At 69.1% G+C, this 15,040-nt stretch carries 14 protein-coding genes; 4 read left to right on the forward strand and 10 right to left on the reverse strand.

The genetic code is table 11. The annotated features are described in order from the left end of the window. Positions 1-64: 64 nt before the first annotated feature. The 5 genes from FFK22_RS00125 to FFK22_RS00145 form a co-directional block, all read right to left on the reverse strand. A complete protein-coding gene (locus tag FFK22_RS00125) occupies positions 65-916 on the reverse strand; it encodes a carbohydrate ABC transporter permease (protein WP_221938276.1) in 852 nt (283 codons plus the stop codon). After that, positions 906-1,856, reverse strand: a complete 951-nt coding sequence (locus FFK22_RS00130) for a carbohydrate ABC transporter permease (RefSeq protein ID WP_138889975.1) — start codon at positions 1,854-1,856, stop codon at positions 906-908. Before FFK22_RS00130 ends, FFK22_RS00125 begins: the two co-directional genes overlap by 11 nt. After that, complete coding sequence (locus FFK22_RS00135; RefSeq protein WP_186002226.1) at positions 1,853-3,073, reverse strand: sugar ABC transporter substrate-binding protein; 1,221 nt, start codon at positions 3,071-3,073, stop codon at positions 1,853-1,855. The genes FFK22_RS00130 and FFK22_RS00135 overlap by 4 nt, the downstream gene beginning before the upstream one ends. Positions 3,074-3,293: 220 nt before the next feature. Further along, complete coding sequence (locus FFK22_RS00140; protein WP_138889977.1) at positions 3,294-4,619, reverse strand: alpha-L-fucosidase; 1,326 nt, start codon at positions 4,617-4,619, stop codon at positions 3,294-3,296. Then, positions 4,616-5,929 carry an L-fuconate dehydratase gene (locus FFK22_RS00145; RefSeq protein ID WP_306770052.1) on the reverse strand — a complete coding sequence of 438 codons (1,314 nt, stop codon included), beginning with the start codon at positions 5,927-5,929 and terminating at the stop codon, positions 4,616-4,618. The genes FFK22_RS00140 and FFK22_RS00145 overlap by 4 nt, the downstream gene beginning before the upstream one ends. 224 nt (positions 5,930-6,153) lie before the next feature. Here FFK22_RS00145 and FFK22_RS00150 point away from each other — a divergent pair, with 224 nt between their 5' ends. From FFK22_RS00150 to garD, 4 genes are all read left to right on the forward strand, one after another. Further along, positions 6,154-6,846, forward strand: coding sequence for a FadR/GntR family transcriptional regulator (locus tag FFK22_RS00150; protein WP_138889978.1), 693 nt, complete (start codon positions 6,154-6,156; stop codon positions 6,844-6,846). An 89-nt stretch (positions 6,847-6,935) separates the two neighbouring features. After that, positions 6,936-7,868, forward strand: a complete 933-nt coding sequence (locus FFK22_RS00155) for a LysR substrate-binding domain-containing protein (protein ID WP_138889979.1) — start codon at positions 6,936-6,938, stop codon at positions 7,866-7,868. Between the two features lie 51 nt (positions 7,869-7,919). After that, complete coding sequence (gene kdgD, locus FFK22_RS00160; RefSeq protein WP_138889980.1) at positions 7,920-8,858, forward strand: 5-dehydro-4-deoxyglucarate dehydratase; 939 nt, start codon at positions 7,920-7,922, stop codon at positions 8,856-8,858. A gap of 13 nt (positions 8,859-8,871) precedes the next feature. Next, the gene (garD, locus tag FFK22_RS00165; RefSeq protein ID WP_138889981.1) at positions 8,872-10,404 is read left to right on the forward strand and encodes a galactarate dehydratase; all 1,533 of its coding nucleotides are present in this window, start codon (positions 8,872-8,874) and stop codon (positions 10,402-10,404) included. Positions 10,405-10,629: 225 nt separating this feature from the next. Here garD and FFK22_RS00170 read toward each other — a convergent pair whose 3' ends face one another. Genes FFK22_RS00170 through FFK22_RS00190 form a run of 5 tightly spaced genes read right to left on the reverse strand, consistent with a single transcriptional unit; the run spans position 10,630 to position 15,029 of the window. After that, positions 10,630-11,940: an LLM class flavin-dependent oxidoreductase gene (locus FFK22_RS00170; protein WP_138889982.1), complete on the reverse strand. Its 1,311-nt coding sequence runs from the start codon at positions 11,938-11,940 to the stop codon at positions 10,630-10,632. Positions 11,941-11,950: 10 nt separating this feature from the next. Next, entirely contained in the window at positions 11,951-12,724 is a 774-nt protein-coding gene (locus FFK22_RS00175) for an amino acid ABC transporter ATP-binding protein (protein WP_138889983.1), read from the reverse strand. Further along, a complete protein-coding gene (locus tag FFK22_RS00180) occupies positions 12,711-13,496 on the reverse strand; it encodes an amino acid ABC transporter permease (RefSeq protein WP_138889984.1) in 786 nt (261 codons plus the stop codon). Before FFK22_RS00180 ends, FFK22_RS00175 begins: the two co-directional genes overlap by 14 nt. Continuing rightward, entirely contained in the window at positions 13,486-14,214 is a 729-nt protein-coding gene (locus tag FFK22_RS00185; protein ID WP_138889985.1) for an amino acid ABC transporter permease, read from the reverse strand. Before FFK22_RS00185 ends, FFK22_RS00180 begins: the two co-directional genes overlap by 11 nt. Beyond that, positions 14,211-15,029: a transporter substrate-binding domain-containing protein gene (locus FFK22_RS00190; RefSeq protein WP_138889986.1), complete on the reverse strand. Its 819-nt coding sequence runs from the start codon at positions 15,027-15,029 to the stop codon at positions 14,211-14,213. Before FFK22_RS00190 ends, FFK22_RS00185 begins: the two co-directional genes overlap by 4 nt. Positions 15,030-15,040: the final 11 nt, after the last annotated feature.

Raw genomic sequence — 15,040 nt, forward strand, 5'->3', positions numbered from 1 at the left:
TCGAATGATGCGACTCTAAATGGGATTTAGCAATACACTTATCTCTCTAAATCCCCTTTTGACGTCACCGCCCGCCGAACCCGGAATTCATGGCGATGCCGCTGAAGATGTAGCGCTGCAGCAGGATGGTCAGGCACAGGCCGGGGATCATCGAGATCGCGGCGCCGGCCATCAGGTAGTTCCACTGCGTGCCTTGCTGGGTCTGGAACATGGTGAGGCCGAGCGGGATGGTGGCGTGCTCGGTGCCGTTCACGATGATCAGCGGCCACAGGAAGCTGTTCCACTGCGCCGTGAAGGTGAACAGCGCCAGGAGGCCGAGCACCGGCAGCGACATCGGCAGGATGATGCTGACCAGGATGCGCAGCCGCGAGGCGCCGTCGCACAGCGCCGCCTCCTCCAGCTCGCGCGGGATGGTCTTGAAGAACTGGCGCAGCATGAAGGTGCCGAAGGAGCTGAAGGCGACCGGCAGGATCAGCGCTTGAAAGGTGTTGACCCAGTCGAGCTTGCTGATCAGCAGGAACAGCGGGATCACCAGCACCACCTGCGGGATCATCAGCGTCGACAGATAGGTCAGGAACAGCGTGTCGCGGCCGACGAAGCGCAGCCGGGCGAAGGCATAGGCGGCGAGGCTGGAGACGGTCAGCACGATCACGGTGACGGCGCAGGAAACCATCGCGCTGTTCAGGAAGAAGCGGCCGAAGGGCAGGTAAACCCAGGCATCGAGGAAGTTGCCCCATTGCCAGTCGCTGGGCAGCAGGCGCGGCGGCACGGCCAGCACCTCGCCATTCGGCCGGATGGCGTTGGTCAGCATCCAGAAGAACGGGAACACGAAGGCCAGCGCCACCAGCGCCATCGCCCCCTGCGAGACCAGGGTGCCGGCGGTGACGGGGCCGGCGTCCTTTCGCCTAGTCGTCATAGTGCACCCATTTCCGCTGCAGCCGGAACTGGAACGCGGTCAGCGCCATGATGATGACGAACATCACCCAGGCGATCGAGGAAGCGTAGCCCATCCGGTAGGTGGTGAAGCCGTTCTGGTAGATGAAGAAGCCGAGCGTCGCGGTGGCGGCGCCGGGCCCGCCGCGGGTCATGGAATAGACCTGGTCGAACACCTGCAGCGCGGTGATCGCGGTCATCACCGTGCCGAAGAACAGGGTCGGCGAGATCAGCGGCAGCTTGATCCGCCAGAAGCGCTGCCAGGCGGTGGCGCCGTCGATCTGGGCGGCGTCGAGATAGGTCTGCGGGATCGATTCCAGCGCTGCGCCGAACAGCAGCAGGTTGTAGCCGAAGCCCGACCACAGCGAGACGATGACGATCGCCTGCATCGCCCAGGCCGGGTCGACCAGCAGGTTCGGGATCGGCAGGCCGAGCGACTGCACCAGCCAGTCCATCAGCCCGCCCGGGGTGAAGATCAGCACCCAGACCAGCGAGGCGCCGATCATCGGGGTGAAGGTCGGCAGGAAGAAGATCAGCCGGAAGAAGCGCTTGCCCCAGCGGAGGCTGGAGATCCAGACCGCCATGCCGACCGACAGCACGATGTTCAGCACCAGGTATTCGGCGGTGTAGAAGAAGGTGTTGAGCAGCGCCCGGCCGAAGCTGGGGTCGACGGTGAACAGCCGGATGTAGTTGGCGAAGCCGACGAATTTCGGCTCCGCCAGCAGCCGCCAGTTGGTGAAGCTGAGCGCCAGCGACGCCAGCAGCGGGAACAGCAGGAAGGCGAGGAAGCCGAGCAGGCTGGGCAGCAGGAACCAGAAGGCCGCCCGCCCCTCCGCCCGGAAGGCCCGGCGCCGCCGCCGAGCCCCCAGGGCTTGCGGGACGGCCGCCGCCTGCGCCCCGAGATCCTGGGCCTGCACGGTCATTCGGCGGCCAGGCCCTGCACGGTGTCCAGCACCTCGGCGCCGGTCTGCGACCCGCCATAGGCCAGCGGCGCATACTGCTCCAAGAGCTCGTACACCGTGTTCCAATTGGCGGTGGTGCGGTAGGGCTGGGCGGTCTTCAGCGCGAAGTCGATGGTCTCGCGGGCATCGGCGACGCCCTGCGCCGCGACGTCGTACCAGTAGCCCTGCTGCGCGATCCGGCCCGGGAAGGCGCGGCCCTGCGACGCCAGGTACTGCTCCGCCTCCGGCCCGGTCAGCACCTGGATCGCCTTCCAGGCCAGGTCCTTGTGCGGGCCGGCCTTGTTGATGCCGAAGCCCGAGCCGGCGGTGAAGGTGATGCTGCCGGCCTTGCCGGCGGGCAGCGGCGCCAACCCGACCGGGAAGCTGGAGGATTTGCGGATGTTGATCATCTCCCACGGGCCGGTGACGTACATCGCGACATTGCCGGCCAGGAAACGGCCGCGGGCGATGTCGCCGGAGGGCTGGCCGCTGGCGGCGATCACCGGCGCCACCTTCTCCTTGGTCACCAGGTCGACATAGGATTGGAAGGCGGCCTGCAGCTCGGCGTCGCCGAAGTTCAGCGCGCCGTCATCGGTCAGGTACTTGGCGCCGTCGGACAGCGCGAATTCCAGCCAGTCGCCGGAGGTGACGGCGAAGCCGTAATTGCCGTCCTGGGTCAGCGCCTTGGCCGCGGCCAGGAAATCCGCCCGGGTCCAGCCGGACTTCGGCGGCTCGACCTTGTACTTCGCGAACAGGTCGCGGTTGTAGTAGACGACCAGCGGCCCGAAATCATAGGGCAGCGCGTAGAGATGGCCGTCATAGCTGAGGCCGTCGAGGATCGACTTGTCGAACTGGCCGAGGTCGAAGCCGTCCTTCACATGCTCGTCGAGCGGCTCGAACAGCGTGGTGAAGCCGGACAGGCGCAGCGACTGGATGCTGACGATGTCCGGCAGCGTGTTCGACGCCGCCAGGGTCGGCAGCTTGGTCCAGTAGTCGCGCCAGGGCGAGGTCTGCAGCTCGACCTTGATGTCGGGATACTGGGCGTTGACCAGCCCGGCGACATGCTGCCAGGCCGCGGTCTCGGCGTCGGTGCTGCTCCACATCTGCCAGGTCAGGGTCACCGGCTCGGCCCGGGCCGATAGGGCGGACAGCGACAGGGCGGCGGCGGCCACCGTGAGAATGGTCGTCAGCGTCTTCATGGCGTTCGTCCTCCTGCTGCGGCCGCCTTCTGCCGGGCGGGCGCTTGATGGGTTGGCGTCGAACTCCCCCTCACCCTCCCGCCGCCTTCGGCGTCGGGCCCCTCCCTCTCCCCGAGGAGAGGGAAGTGGGCTGTACGTCACCTCTCCTTGGGGAGAGGTCGAAATCGCGGCAGCGATTTCGGGTGAGGGGGCGGCGCCGGCGGTCAAGCCGCCGGGCTGTCTACAGCTTGGCATCCTCCTTCAGGAACAGCTCGACCACCGGAACCGTCACGTCGGGCCGGCGCACCGGCAGCTCCAGCGTCAAGGTACCGGCGGTCAGCGGCACGTGGGTGTTGCCGCCCAGCGCCGGGTTCGTCGGCTCCAGTCGCTTCACCTCGCTGGCGTCGTGCAGCAGCTGGGCATAGGCGACCTTGCCGCCGAGCCCGTCGAGATGCAGGTGCCGGAACGGCCAGGCGAAGAGATGGACATAGAGCCGGTTGCCGTTGCGGGTCAGCCGGCAGTCGCGCGGCACCGCGATCTCCGCCCCGGCCGGGCCGCAGCCATAGATGCTGCGGCCGTGCAGCTCCAGCCATCGGCCATAGGCGTCGAGCGCCGCCTTGGCGCGGTCGTCGAAGGTGCCGCGGCCGGTCGGGCCGACATTCATCAACAGGTTGCCGCCCATGGCGACATTGTCGACCAGCAGCTGGATCAGCTGCTCCGGGCTCTTCCAGCTGGTCTCGTCGCGGTGATAGCCCCAGGAGCCGCTGAAGGTGTGGCAGGATTCCCAGGTCACCGCCTGGTCCAGCACCCGCGGCGCCTGGCGCGGCAGGAACTGCTCCGGCGTGGTGATGTCGGGCGGCACGCCCAGCACCCCCAGCAGGTCGAGCCGGTTGTTGACCAGCACGTCCGGCTGCAGCTCGCGCACCAGCGCCAGCAGCTGCTCGCTCTCCCAATCCTTGTGGCCCTTGCCCGGCAGGTCCTTGTACGGCCGGTCCGGGTAGGAGAAGTCGAACCAGAAGACGTCGATCTTGCCGTAGCCGGTCAAGAGTTCGCGCACCTGGTCGCGCATATAGGCGGCGTAGCGGCGCATGTCCCGGCCGTGGTTCAGCGCCGCCACCTCCGGGTGGTTGCGCTGCGGATGGTGCACATCGATGGTGAAGTCCGGGTGGTGCCAGTCGATCAGCGAATAGTAGAAGCCGACCTTCAGCCCCTCGGCCCGGAAGGCCTCGACGAATGGCTTGATCAGGTCGCGGCCGCCGGGGGTGCTGGTCGCCTTGTAGTCGGTGACCTTGCTGTCCCACAGGCAGAAGCCCTCATGGTGCTTGGCGGTCAGCACCACGTATTTCATCCCGGCCTTGCGGGCGCGGGCGGCCCAGTCGCGCGGGTCGTACAGGTCGGGGTCGAAATGCTCGAAATAGCCCTGGTAGGCCTCGTCGCCGATCTCCTCCCGGCTCTTCACCCATTCATGCCGGGCCGGCAGGGCGTAAAGGCCCCAATGGATGAACATGCCGAAGCGGTCCTGGACGAACCAGGCCTTCTTCTCCTCCGGCAGGAAGCTGGCGCTCATGGGCGGGTCTCCTGGTCGTCGCGCCAGGCGCTGCCGTCGGGGAAGCGATGGGCCTGGAGCGAGGCGGGCTTCATGGCGATGGAGTAGCCGGGCGCGGTGGGCACGGCGTAACAGCCGTCGACGATCCGCACCGGGTCGACGAAATGCTCGTGCAGATGGTCGACATACTCGATGAAGCGGCGGTCCTTGCTGCCGCTGACTGAGACGAAGTCCCACATCGACAGGTGCTGCACGTATTCGCACAGGCCGACGCCGCCGGCATGGGGGCAGACCGGCACGCCGAATTTGGCCGCCATCAGGATGATCGCCAGGTTCTCATTGACGCCGCCGACCCTGGCCGCGTCGATCTGACAGAAACCCAGCGCGGTCGCCTGCAGGTACTGCTTGAACATCACTCGGTTGTGGACATGCTCCCCGGTCGCGACGCGGGTGCCGTAGCGCCGCAGCACCCGGTCGATCGCGGCATGGCCGAGGATGTCGTCCGGGCTGGTCGGCTCCTCCACCCACAGCGGCTTGAACGGCAGGAGGGCCGTCGACCATTCGATCGCCTGGCCGACATCCCAGACCTGGTTGGCGTCGACCATGAAGGTCAGGTCGTCGCCGATCTCGGCGCGGACCAGGGCGGCGCGGGCCAGATCGGCCTCGCGGTCGGCGCCGACCTTGATCTTGAACGCCTTGAAGCCCTGAGCCAGCGCCTCGCGCACCAGGCGGCGGATCTTGTCGTCGCTGTAGCCGAGCCAGCCGGCGCTGGTGGTGTAGGCGGGATAGCCCTCGGCCAGCAGTTGCTCGATCCGCTCGGCCTTGCCGGCCTCCTGCTGGCGCAGCAGCTCCACCGCCTCGGCCGGCGTCAGGGCGTCGGTGATGTAGCGGAAGTCGATGCAGCGCACGGTCTCCTCGGGCGTCATGTCGGCCAGCAGGCGCCACAGCGGCTTGCCCTCGGCCTTGGCCCAGAGGTCCCAGATCGCGTTCAGCATCGCCGCGGTGGCGAGCTGCATCACCCCCTTCTCCGGCCCCAGCCAGCGCAGCTGGCTGTCGCCGGTGAGGTGGCGGTAGGTGGCGCCCATGTCACGGGTGAACTCGGCCAGGTCGCGGCCCAGCACCGCCGGCTTCAGCGCCTCGATCGCGGCGCAGACGATGTCGTTGCCGCGGCCGATGGTGAAGGTCAGGCCGTGACCCTCCAGCCCGTCATCGGTCGACAGGATCACATAGGCGGCGGAATAGTCGGGGTCGGGATTCATCGCGTCCGACCCGTCCAGCTTCCTGGCGGTCGGGAAACGGATGTCGAGGACGCTGATGCGGTCGATTTTCAAGGATGTCTCCGTCCCAGGACGGCGTGCCGAGACGGCGGCGCCGGGCGACGTTCCAAGACCGCTTCTATTGGCGGCTGCCCCACCATTTGGCCGGCGGGTCTTGGCATTAGGGCGTGAGTGCGGCTAGGGTGTCAAGTGGTCAGGCCAGTTCAGATGGGATTTAGACACAGTTTCTTGTCTGGCTCGGTTGGGACCCGGATGGTCTCTTTCAGCGGCAGGGCGCGATGCCCCTTCAAGCGGTCGTCAATCGCAAGCTCTACATCCAGATCGCCGAGCAGATCACGGCGGCGATCGACTCCGGCGAGTTCAAGCCGGGGCAGCAGCTGCCCTCCGAGCGCGATTTGGCGCAGGAGCTGGGCGTCAGCCGGCCGACCGTGCGCGAGGCGCTGATCGCGCTGGAGGTGGCGGGACTGGTCGAGGTCAAGGTCGGGGTCGGCGCCTTCGTCCGCGCCGCGGCCAGGCCCGGCAGCGCCCTGCCCGAGGCCGACCATTCGGCGCTGGAGATCATGCAGGCCCGGGCGCTGGTGGAGCCGGAGTTGGCGGCGCTGGCGGCCCGGCACATCACCGCCGAGGGCCGGGCGGAGCTGGCCGGCGTCGTCACGGCCATGCGCGGCCAGACGGTGCGGCGGGAATGGTCGCAGGAGTCGGACCGGGCGCTGCATCTGCTGATCGCCGAGCATTGCGGCAACCAGGCGCTGCGCGAGATCGCCCTGACCCTGTGGCGCGGCCGCGAGGAAGGGCTGAGCGCCGCCTTCCACCTGCACCTGTCGCGCCAGCCGGCCCTGTTGGATCGGATCATGGCCGACCATGACGGCATCGCCACGGCCATCGCCGCCGGCGACCCGGACCGCGCCCGGTCGGCGATGGCGGCGCATCTCGACTATGTGCAGCGGGAGATGCTGGCGGTGTGGGATTGACGATGAGGCGGCCGGTCCGGCCCCTCCCCTTTCACCCGCCGCGGCAAACGGGGCACACTCCGCCCCTGATTGCCGCGGGACGCCCACCGATGTTCGACCTGAACCAGCTGCGATGCTTCGTCGCCGTCGCCGAGGAGCTGCATTTCGGCCGCGCCGCCGCCCGGCTGAACATGACCCAGCCGCCGCTGAGCCGACAGGTACAGATCCTCGAGCGCATCCTCGACGTCTCCCTGCTCGAGCGCACCAGCCGGTCGGTGCGGCTGACCCCGGCGGGGCACAGCTTCCTGGCCGAGGCGCGGCGGATCCTGAAGCATGCGGAGGGCGCGGCCCTGCTGGCCCGCCGCGTCGCCGCCGGCCAGGCCGGCGCCATCGGCATCGGCTTCACCGCCACCTCGGCCTACAGCTTCCTGCCCGACCTGGTCTCCGCCTGCCGCCGGCAGCTGCCCGACGTCACCCTGGTGCTGCGCGAGATGGTGTCGGGCGACCAGGTCGAATCCCTCGCCTCCGGCCAGATCGACGCCGGGCTGCTGCGGCCGCCGGTGGTGCAGGGCGGCACTGCCAGCTTCCGCGTCGCCGAGGAGCGCCTGATGGCGGCGGTGCCGGAGGACCATCCGCTCGCCGCCGCCCCGACCCTCTCGCTGCGCGACTTCGCGGCGGCGCCCTTCATCATGTATGCGCCGCACGAGGCGCGGTATTTCCACGATCTGGTGATCGAGCTGTTCACCCGCTCCGGCCTGCTGCCGGACTATGTCCAGCATCTCAGCCAGATCCATTCGATCCTGGCCCTGGTGCGCTCCGGCCTCGGCCTCTCGATCGTGCCGGAGGCGGCGCTGCAGCTGCGGATCCGCGGCGTGGTGCTGCGGCCGCTCGACCTCGCGGCGCCGCGATCGGCCGAGCTGTACATCGCCTGGAGGCAGGGCAACGACAATCCGCTGCTGCCGCTGGTCCTCGAAATCGCCCGCGGCCTGGCCGATGCACAACACGCATCGATCGATCCAGCAATCGGGTTAGAACGGAATTAATCCGGCCGTTAGAACAAGGGCGACCTTGATTTCGATGTGGGAGGACGCGTGATGGCCAGAATGACCCCGAACGAGATGGCGCAGCGGCTCGGCTCCGGCCTGCTGTCCTTCCCCGTCACCCCCTTCGACGGCAGCAACGCCTTCGATGCAGAGCGCTACCGCTCCAACCTCGACTGGCTGTGCGGCTATGACGTCGCCGGGCTGTTCGCCGCCGGCGGCACCGGGGAGTTCTTCTCGCTGGCCCCGTCCGAGGTCGAGACCGTGGTCAAGACGGCGGTCGAGGAGACCCGCGGCCGGGTGCCGGTGATCGCCGGCGCCGGCTACGGCACCGAGATCGCGAAGCAGATGGCGGCGGCCGCGGAGTACGCCGGCGCCGACGGCATCCTGTTGCTGCCGCCCTATCTGGTGCAGTCCGAGCAGGAGGGGCTGGCCGCGCATGTCGAGGCGGTCTGCGCGTCGACCAAGCTGGGCGTCATCGTCTACAACCGTGACAACGCGATCGTCACCGAGGACACCCTGGCCGGGCTGTGCGAGCGCTGCCCGAACCTGGTCGGCTACAAGGACGGCATCGGCGACATCGAGCTGATGACGCGGGTCCATCTGCGCATGGGCGACCGGCTGACCTATATCGGCGGGCTGCCGACGGCCGAGACCTACGCCCTGCCCTATCTGGAAATGGGCGTGACCACCTATTCCTCCGCCGTGTTCAACTTCGTGCCGGAATTCGCGACGAAGTTCTACGCCGCTGTGCGCCGCCGCGACCGCGAGACGGTGCAGGCGGGGCTGCGCGACTTCATCCTGCCGCTGCTGGCGATCCGCAACCGTCGCAAGGGCTATGCGGTGTCGATCATCAAGGCCGGGATGAAGGTGATCGGCCGCGATTCCGGCCCGGTGCGCGCGCCGCTGCACGACCTGACCGCGGCCGAGACCGAGCAGCTGGCGGCCCTGGTGCAGGGCCTGGCGCGGAGCAGCTTCGCCGCCGCGGCGTAACCGGAGGGCGACGATGTCGGAGCCAGGACCGCCGGACGCACCCCGCACCATCCGGCTGCATGAGGCCGACAACGTCGCCATCGTGGTCAATTCCTTCGGCCTGCCGGAGGGCACGCGCCTTCCCGACGGCCCCACCCTGCGGCAGTTCGTGCCGCAGGGCCACAAGGTGGCGCTGACCGACATCGCCGAGGGCGCCGAGATCCGGCGCTATGGCGAGGTGATCGGCCACGCCGCCCGGCCGCTCCAGTCCGGCGACTGGGTCGAGGAGGCGGCGGTGCTGGTCCCCGCCGCGCCCGCCCTCGACCGGCTGGACCTCGCCACCCGGGCGCCGGCGCCGCTGCCGCCGCTCGACGGCTATACCTTCGATGGCTTCCGCAACCCGGACGGGTCGGTCGGCACCAAGAATGTGCTGGCGATCAGCACCAGCGTGCAATGCGTGGCCGGCACCCTGGATTTCGCGGTGAAGCGGGTCAAGGAACAGCTGCTGCCCCGCTTCCCCCATGTCGACGACGTGGTGGCGCTGAACCATAGTTACGGTTGCGGCGTGGCGATCAACGCGCCGGAGGCGGTGGTGCCGATCCGCACCCTTCAAAATCTGGCGCTGAACCCGAATTTCGGCGGCGAGGTGATGATCGTCGGCCTCGGCTGCGAGAAGCTGCAGCCCGAGCGGCTGCTGCCCGATGGCATGCCTCCCGGCATCGTGCGGCTGCAGGACGAGGCCGGCTTCGGCGCCATGGTCTCTTCGATCCTGGCGATGGCCGAGGCGCGGCTGGAGGTGCTGAATCGGCGCCGGCGCGAGACCTGCCCAGCCTCGGACCTGGTGGTCGGGGTGCAATGCGGCGGCAGCGACGCCTTCTCCGGCGTCACCGCCAACCCGGCGGTGGGATTCGCCGCCGACCTGCTGGTCCGCGCCGGCGCCACGGTGATGTTCTCCGAGGTCACCGAGGTGCGCGATGCCATCCACCTTCTGACCCCGCGCGCGGCGACCGAGGAGGTCGGCCGCGCCCTGATCCGCGAGATGGCCTGGTACGACGCCTATCTTGCCCGCGGCCAAGCCGACCGCAGCGCCAACCCCTCGCCCGGCAACAAGAAGGGCGGCCTGGCCAATGTGGTCGAGAAGGCTTTGGGCTCGGTGGTGAAGTCGGGATCGAGCCCGATCGTCGACGTGCTGTCCCCCGGCGAGCGGGTGCGCAGGAAGGGCCTGGTCTTCGCCGCCACCCCGGCCAGCGACTTCGTCTGCGGCACGCTGCAGCTGGCCTCGGGCATGACGCTGCAGGTCTTCACCACCGGCCGCGGCACGCCCTACGGGCTGGCAGCGGCGCCGGTGATCAAGATGTCGACCCGGACCGACCTGGCCCAGCGCTGGCCCGACCTGATCGACCTCGATGCCGGCCGCATCGCCAGCGGCGAGGCGACGATCGAGGAGGTCGGCTGGGACCTGTTCCGCCTGATCCTCGACGTCGCCAGCGGCCGCACCAAGCCCTGGTCCGACCGCTGGGGCCTGTTCAATGCGCTGACGCTGTTCAACCCGGCGCCGGTGACCTGAGGCTGGCAGGTAGGGCCTGCAGGATGTTGGCCGGTTCGGTTCGGTTCGCTTTGCGTTGCCTCTCCCGCCTGGCGGGAGAGGTCGGGCGTCCGCAGGACGACCGGGTGAGGGCTGGCCCAGGCCTCGACAAAGGGCCCTCACCCGGAGCCGCTTCGCGTCTCCGACCTCTCCCGTAAACGGGAGAGGCAATAGGATCCGAGCTCCCGAGTAGCCTTGCCCGACGACCTAAGCCCACCGGCTCTTCGGCACCGGCAGCCCGAGATGATCCCGCAGGGTCGTGCCCTGGTAGTCGCGGCGGAAGAGGCCGCGCTCCTGCAGGATCGGCACCACCTGGCCGGTGAACTCCTCGAAGGCGCCGGGGAAATAGGCCGGCATGATGTTGAAGCCGTCCGCCGCGCCGCCAGTGAACCAGTCGGCAAGCGCGTCCGCCACCTCCGCCGCCGTGCCCCAGACGATGCGGTGGCCGCGGGCGCTGGCGACCAGATGGTACAGCTCGCGGATGGTCAGGTTCTGCTCACGCGCCAAGCGGGTCAGCAGCTCGGCCCGGCTGCGGTTCTGGTTCGAGGGCGGCAGCTCCGGCAGCGGCCCGTCCAGCGGATAGCCGGAGATGTCGTGGCCCAGCCGCTCCGACAGCAGGAACAGCGCGCCGGAATCATCCGACCAGCGCTGCAGCTCGGCGTATTTCTCCTTCGCCTCCTGCGTGGTGCGGCCGATCACCGGCATCACCCCGGGCATGACGTGGACCTGGTCCGGCCGCCGGCCCTGCGCTGCCACTCGCTGCTTCACGCCCTGGTAGAAAGCCTGCGCGTCCTCGATGCCGAACTGGGCGGTGAACACCACCTCGGCAATCTTCGCGGCGAAATCCATGCCGACGCCGGAGGAGCCGGCCTGGATCAGCACCGGATGGCCCTGCGGCGCCCGGGCGACGTTGAGCGGCCCCTTGACCGAGAAGAACCGGCCCTTGTGGTTCAGCTCGTGGAACTTCGCGGTGTCGAAGAACACGCCCGCCTGCTTGTCCTTCGGAAAGGCGTCCGCGTCCCAGCTGTCCCACAGCCCTTTGGCGACCGCGACGAACTCCTCCGCCACCTCGTATCGCAGGTCGTGCTCGAGATGCTGCTCTCGGCTGAAATTGGTGGCCGAGCGGTCATAGGAGGTGGTGACGACGTTCCAGGCGGCGCGGCCCCGGCTGAGATGGTCGAGCGAGGCGAAGGCGCGGGCCGTGGTGAACGGGTCGCCATAGGTGGTCGAGGCGGTGGCGGCGAGGCCGATCCTGGTCGTGGTCATCGCCAGCGCGGCCAGGAGCGTCAGCGGCTCGAACCGCACCACCCAGGAGGGATGCGCGTCGCGGCCGGTGGTCAGGCCGTCGGCCAGGAAGACCATGTCGAACTTCGCGTCCTCCGCCGTCCGGGCGATGCGCTGGATCAGGGCCAGGTCCTGCTCCACCGCCTGCGCCTCCGGATGGCGCCAGCCGGCCACGTGATGGCCCAGCGGCTGCAGGAACAGGCCCAGCTTCATCTCGCGCTTGGTCTCGCTCATTCTCTCTCGCTCAGATCCGGTCGGAAGGAAGGGCGCCCGGCCGGGCCCGGTTCACGAAGGCCCGGGTGCGGTCGTGGCGCGGCGCATGGAACAGCGCGGCCGGCGGGCCGTGCTCGACCACCACGCCGCCCTCGGTGAAATGGATCTCGTCGCTGATCTCCTCGGCGAAGCGCAGCTCATGCGTCACCAGGAGGCAGGTCATGCCGTCGCGCACCAGGTCGCGGATGATCGCCAGCACCTCGCCCACCGTCTCGGGGTCGAGAGCCGAGGTGACCTCGTCGAACAGGATCAGCTCCGGCTTCATCGCCAGCGACCGGGCGATCGCCACACGCTGCTGCTGGCCGCCGGACAGCTCCGACGGATAGGCATTCGCCTTATCGGCGAGGCCGACCCGATCGAGCAGAACGCGCGCCTCGCGCTCCACCTCGCCCGCGTCGCGGCCGAGGGCGCGGGTCGGGGCGATGGTCAGGTTCTGCAGCGCGGTCAGGTGCGGGAACAGGTTGAACTGCTGGAACACGACACCGACCCGGCGCCACAGCGGCCGCTTGGCCTCGTGCTTGCGCAGCGCATGGACCGGCAGGCCGCAGACGGTGACGGTGCCGCGCTCGACCGGCTGCAGCCCGGCGATGCAGCGCAGGATGGTCGACTTGCCCGAACCGGAGGGGCCGATCACCGACACCGCCTGGCCGCGCCGCACCGCCAGGTCGATGCCGCGCAGCACCCGGGTGCCGCCGAGCGTGACCTCGACCCCGGCGAGCTCGGCCAGGACCTCAGCGCCCGGCATGGCGCCGCTCCAGCCGGCGGGTCAGCCGGGCGATCGGGTAGCAGTACAGGAAGAACAGCAGGAACACGGTCAGGTAGACCAGCAGGGTGAAGTCGGTGCGGTGCACCGAATTGGCGGCGCGCTGGGCCGTGGTCAGCACCTCGGTCACCCCCACCAGCGAGGCCAGCACCGTGCCCTTGGTGATGATGGCGTAGAGGTTCATCCAGGGCGGCAGCATCCGCCGCAGGCATTGCGGCAGGATGATCAGGCGGAAGATCTGGCCACGGCTGAAGGACAGGCAGCTGGCCGCGTCCCACTGCGCGCTGGGGATCGACATGATGGCGCCGCGGAAGATCTCCGCGACATTGGCCGAGGCCGGCAGGGCCAGGCCGACCGTGGCCTTCAGCCAGTCCGGGAACGGCAGGTAGCTGCGCCCGATCACGATCTCGAACGGCAGGATGTAGGTCATGAAGTAGATGAAGACCAGCCAGGGTGAGTTGCGGAAGAACAGCACGAAGGCCCGGGCCGGCCAGCGCAGCGGCCCGACCGGCGAGACCTGCAGCGCCCCGACCAGCAGGCCGGCCGCCGTGCCCGCCGCGATCGCCACCGCGCCGATCAGGATGTTCTGCAGGAAGCCCAGCAGCAGCACCGGCATCCACAGCGCCAGCAGGGCGGCGTTGTCCGCGACCTGCGGCCAGTACGCCCAGGCAGCCGCGCCGAGGAGGGCGGCCGCGAGCAGCAGCGGCAGGGCGGCGATGCGGCGGCGCGGCGCCGCGACGGCGTCACTGACCATAGCCGGGCATCCGCAGCCGCAGCTCCAGCCATCGCCCGATGCGGTCGACGCCGAAGGTCAGGATGTTGAAGAACACCAGCAGCAGGATCATCAGCTCGGTGACGTTGTCCCGGTCCGACCAGATCATGATCGAGGCGTAGGTGATGTCGCCGACCGCGATGGCCGAGGCAATGGCCGAGGTCTTCACCAGGTCGATGGCGTTGTTGACCAGCGACGGCAGGGCGAAGCGCAGCCCGATCGGCAGCCGCACCAGCAGGAAGGCCAGGCGCGGCGTCAGGCCCAGCGCGGCCGCCGCCTCCAGCGTCACCTTCGGCACCGCCTCGATGCCGGCGCGCAGCGCCTCGGCGTTGAAGGCGGCCTTGTAGACCGACAGCACGACCACGACCCAGGCGAAGGGCGTCACCACCGCCGCGGCCTCGCCGCTGACCGCGCCGATCAGGGCGTTCAGCGCGAAGAAGGCGAAGTACAGCTGCACCAGCGGCGGGGTGTTGCGGGTCAGCTCGATCTGGCCGCGGATCAGCGATGCCAGCCAGGGGCGCCGGGTCAGCTGCAGCGCGGTGAGGACGAGGCCGAGGACGAGGCTGCCGAGGATCGACAGTACCGCGATCTCGACCGTCGTCACCGCGCCGTCGAGGAACAGGCCGCGGTCATAGGCGGTCTGGATGAAGCTGAAGTCGAGCCCGAGCGCCGCGAGCCGGTCGATCAGGGTGTCGGTCATGACCCGCCGTTCAGCAGCTTCTCATGCATCTGCGCCAGGAACGGCGACGGCGGGGCGATCTCCCACCGCTTCTCGATCTCGATCAGGCCGCCGCTCTTGTGCAGGTCGCGGATGACGCCGTCGACCAGGGCGGCGGTGTCGTCCTGGCCCTTGCGCACCGCGGCGACCCAGGTGCCGAGGCCGATCAGCGGCAGGTCGGCCTTGTAGTCCTGCCATTCCGGCTGCTTCAGCAGGGAATAGATCAGGGTGTTGTCATGCACCGAGACGACGCAGCCGCCAGCGCGCAGGGTCGACAGCGCCTCGGCCGAGGTCTTCAGCGCCCGCACCTCGGCGCCGTATTCGGTGGCCAGCAGCCGGGCGTAGTGGCTGCCCTGCGAGGCGCAGGCGGTCTTGCCGCGCAGGTCTTCCCAGGTGGCGATGCCGCTGTCCTTGCGGGTCATGGCGGCGCCGCCGACCTCGTAATAGGCAGTCGGGATGACGCTGGTCTGTTCGCGCCGCTCCCGCGTGTCGGTGAAGGAGGCGACGAGGACGTCGACCTTGCCCTGCTGCAGGAACTGCACCCGGTTCGGCGGATCGACGGTGACGATGTCGAGCTTGACCCCGAGCTTGTCGGCCACCGCCTGGGCGAGGTCGACATTGAAGCCCTTCACCGTGTTGCTGGCGGGGTCGAGGAAACCGAAGGCGGTGCCGTTGACCAGGATGCCGGCGGTCAGCACGCCGCGATCCTTGACCCGGTCGAGCGTGGCATCGGCCTGCGCCGGGGTGGCGGCGGCGAGGAGGCCCGCGGCGGCGAGCAGGGTTGCGGCGAGGCGCATGGTCTTGTCCT

It is taken from the genome of Mycobacterium sp. KBS0706, assembly GCF_005938675.2.
Lineage (GTDB): Bacteria > Pseudomonadota > Alphaproteobacteria > DSM-16000 > Inquilinaceae > Inquilinus.

Excerpts from the sequence above, each read along its gene's own strand:
- FFK22_RS00125 (WP_221938276.1), bottom strand. The coding sequence starts at position 916 with ATGACGACTAGGCGAAAGGACGCCGGCCCCGTCACCGCCGGCACCCTG.
- FFK22_RS00130 (WP_138889975.1), bottom strand. The coding sequence starts at position 1,856 with ATGACCGTGCAGGCCCAGGATCTCGGGGCGCAGGCGGCGGCCGTCCCG.
- FFK22_RS00135 (WP_186002226.1), bottom strand. The coding sequence starts at position 3,073 with ATGAAGACGCTGACGACCATTCTCACGGTGGCCGCCGCCGCCCTGTCG.
- FFK22_RS00140 (WP_138889977.1), bottom strand. The coding sequence starts at position 4,619 with ATGAGCGCCAGCTTCCTGCCGGAGGAGAAGAAGGCCTGGTTCGTCCAG.
- FFK22_RS00150 (WP_138889978.1), top strand. The coding sequence starts at position 6,154 with ATGCCCCTTCAAGCGGTCGTCAATCGCAAGCTCTACATCCAGATCGCC.
- FFK22_RS00155 (WP_138889979.1), top strand. The coding sequence starts at position 6,936 with ATGTTCGACCTGAACCAGCTGCGATGCTTCGTCGCCGTCGCCGAGGAG.
- kdgD (WP_138889980.1), top strand. The coding sequence starts at position 7,920 with ATGGCCAGAATGACCCCGAACGAGATGGCGCAGCGGCTCGGCTCCGGC.
- garD (WP_138889981.1), top strand. The coding sequence starts at position 8,872 with ATGTCGGAGCCAGGACCGCCGGACGCACCCCGCACCATCCGGCTGCAT.
- FFK22_RS00170 (WP_138889982.1), bottom strand. The coding sequence starts at position 11,940 with ATGAGCGAGACCAAGCGCGAGATGAAGCTGGGCCTGTTCCTGCAGCCG.
- FFK22_RS00175 (WP_138889983.1), bottom strand. The coding sequence starts at position 12,724 with ATGCCGGGCGCTGAGGTCCTGGCCGAGCTCGCCGGGGTCGAGGTCACG.
- FFK22_RS00180 (WP_138889984.1), bottom strand. The coding sequence starts at position 13,496 with ATGGTCAGTGACGCCGTCGCGGCGCCGCGCCGCCGCATCGCCGCCCTG.
- FFK22_RS00185 (WP_138889985.1), bottom strand. The coding sequence starts at position 14,214 with ATGACCGACACCCTGATCGACCGGCTCGCGGCGCTCGGGCTCGACTTC.
- FFK22_RS00190 (WP_138889986.1), bottom strand. The coding sequence starts at position 15,029 with ATGCGCCTCGCCGCAACCCTGCTCGCCGCCGCGGGCCTCCTCGCCGCC.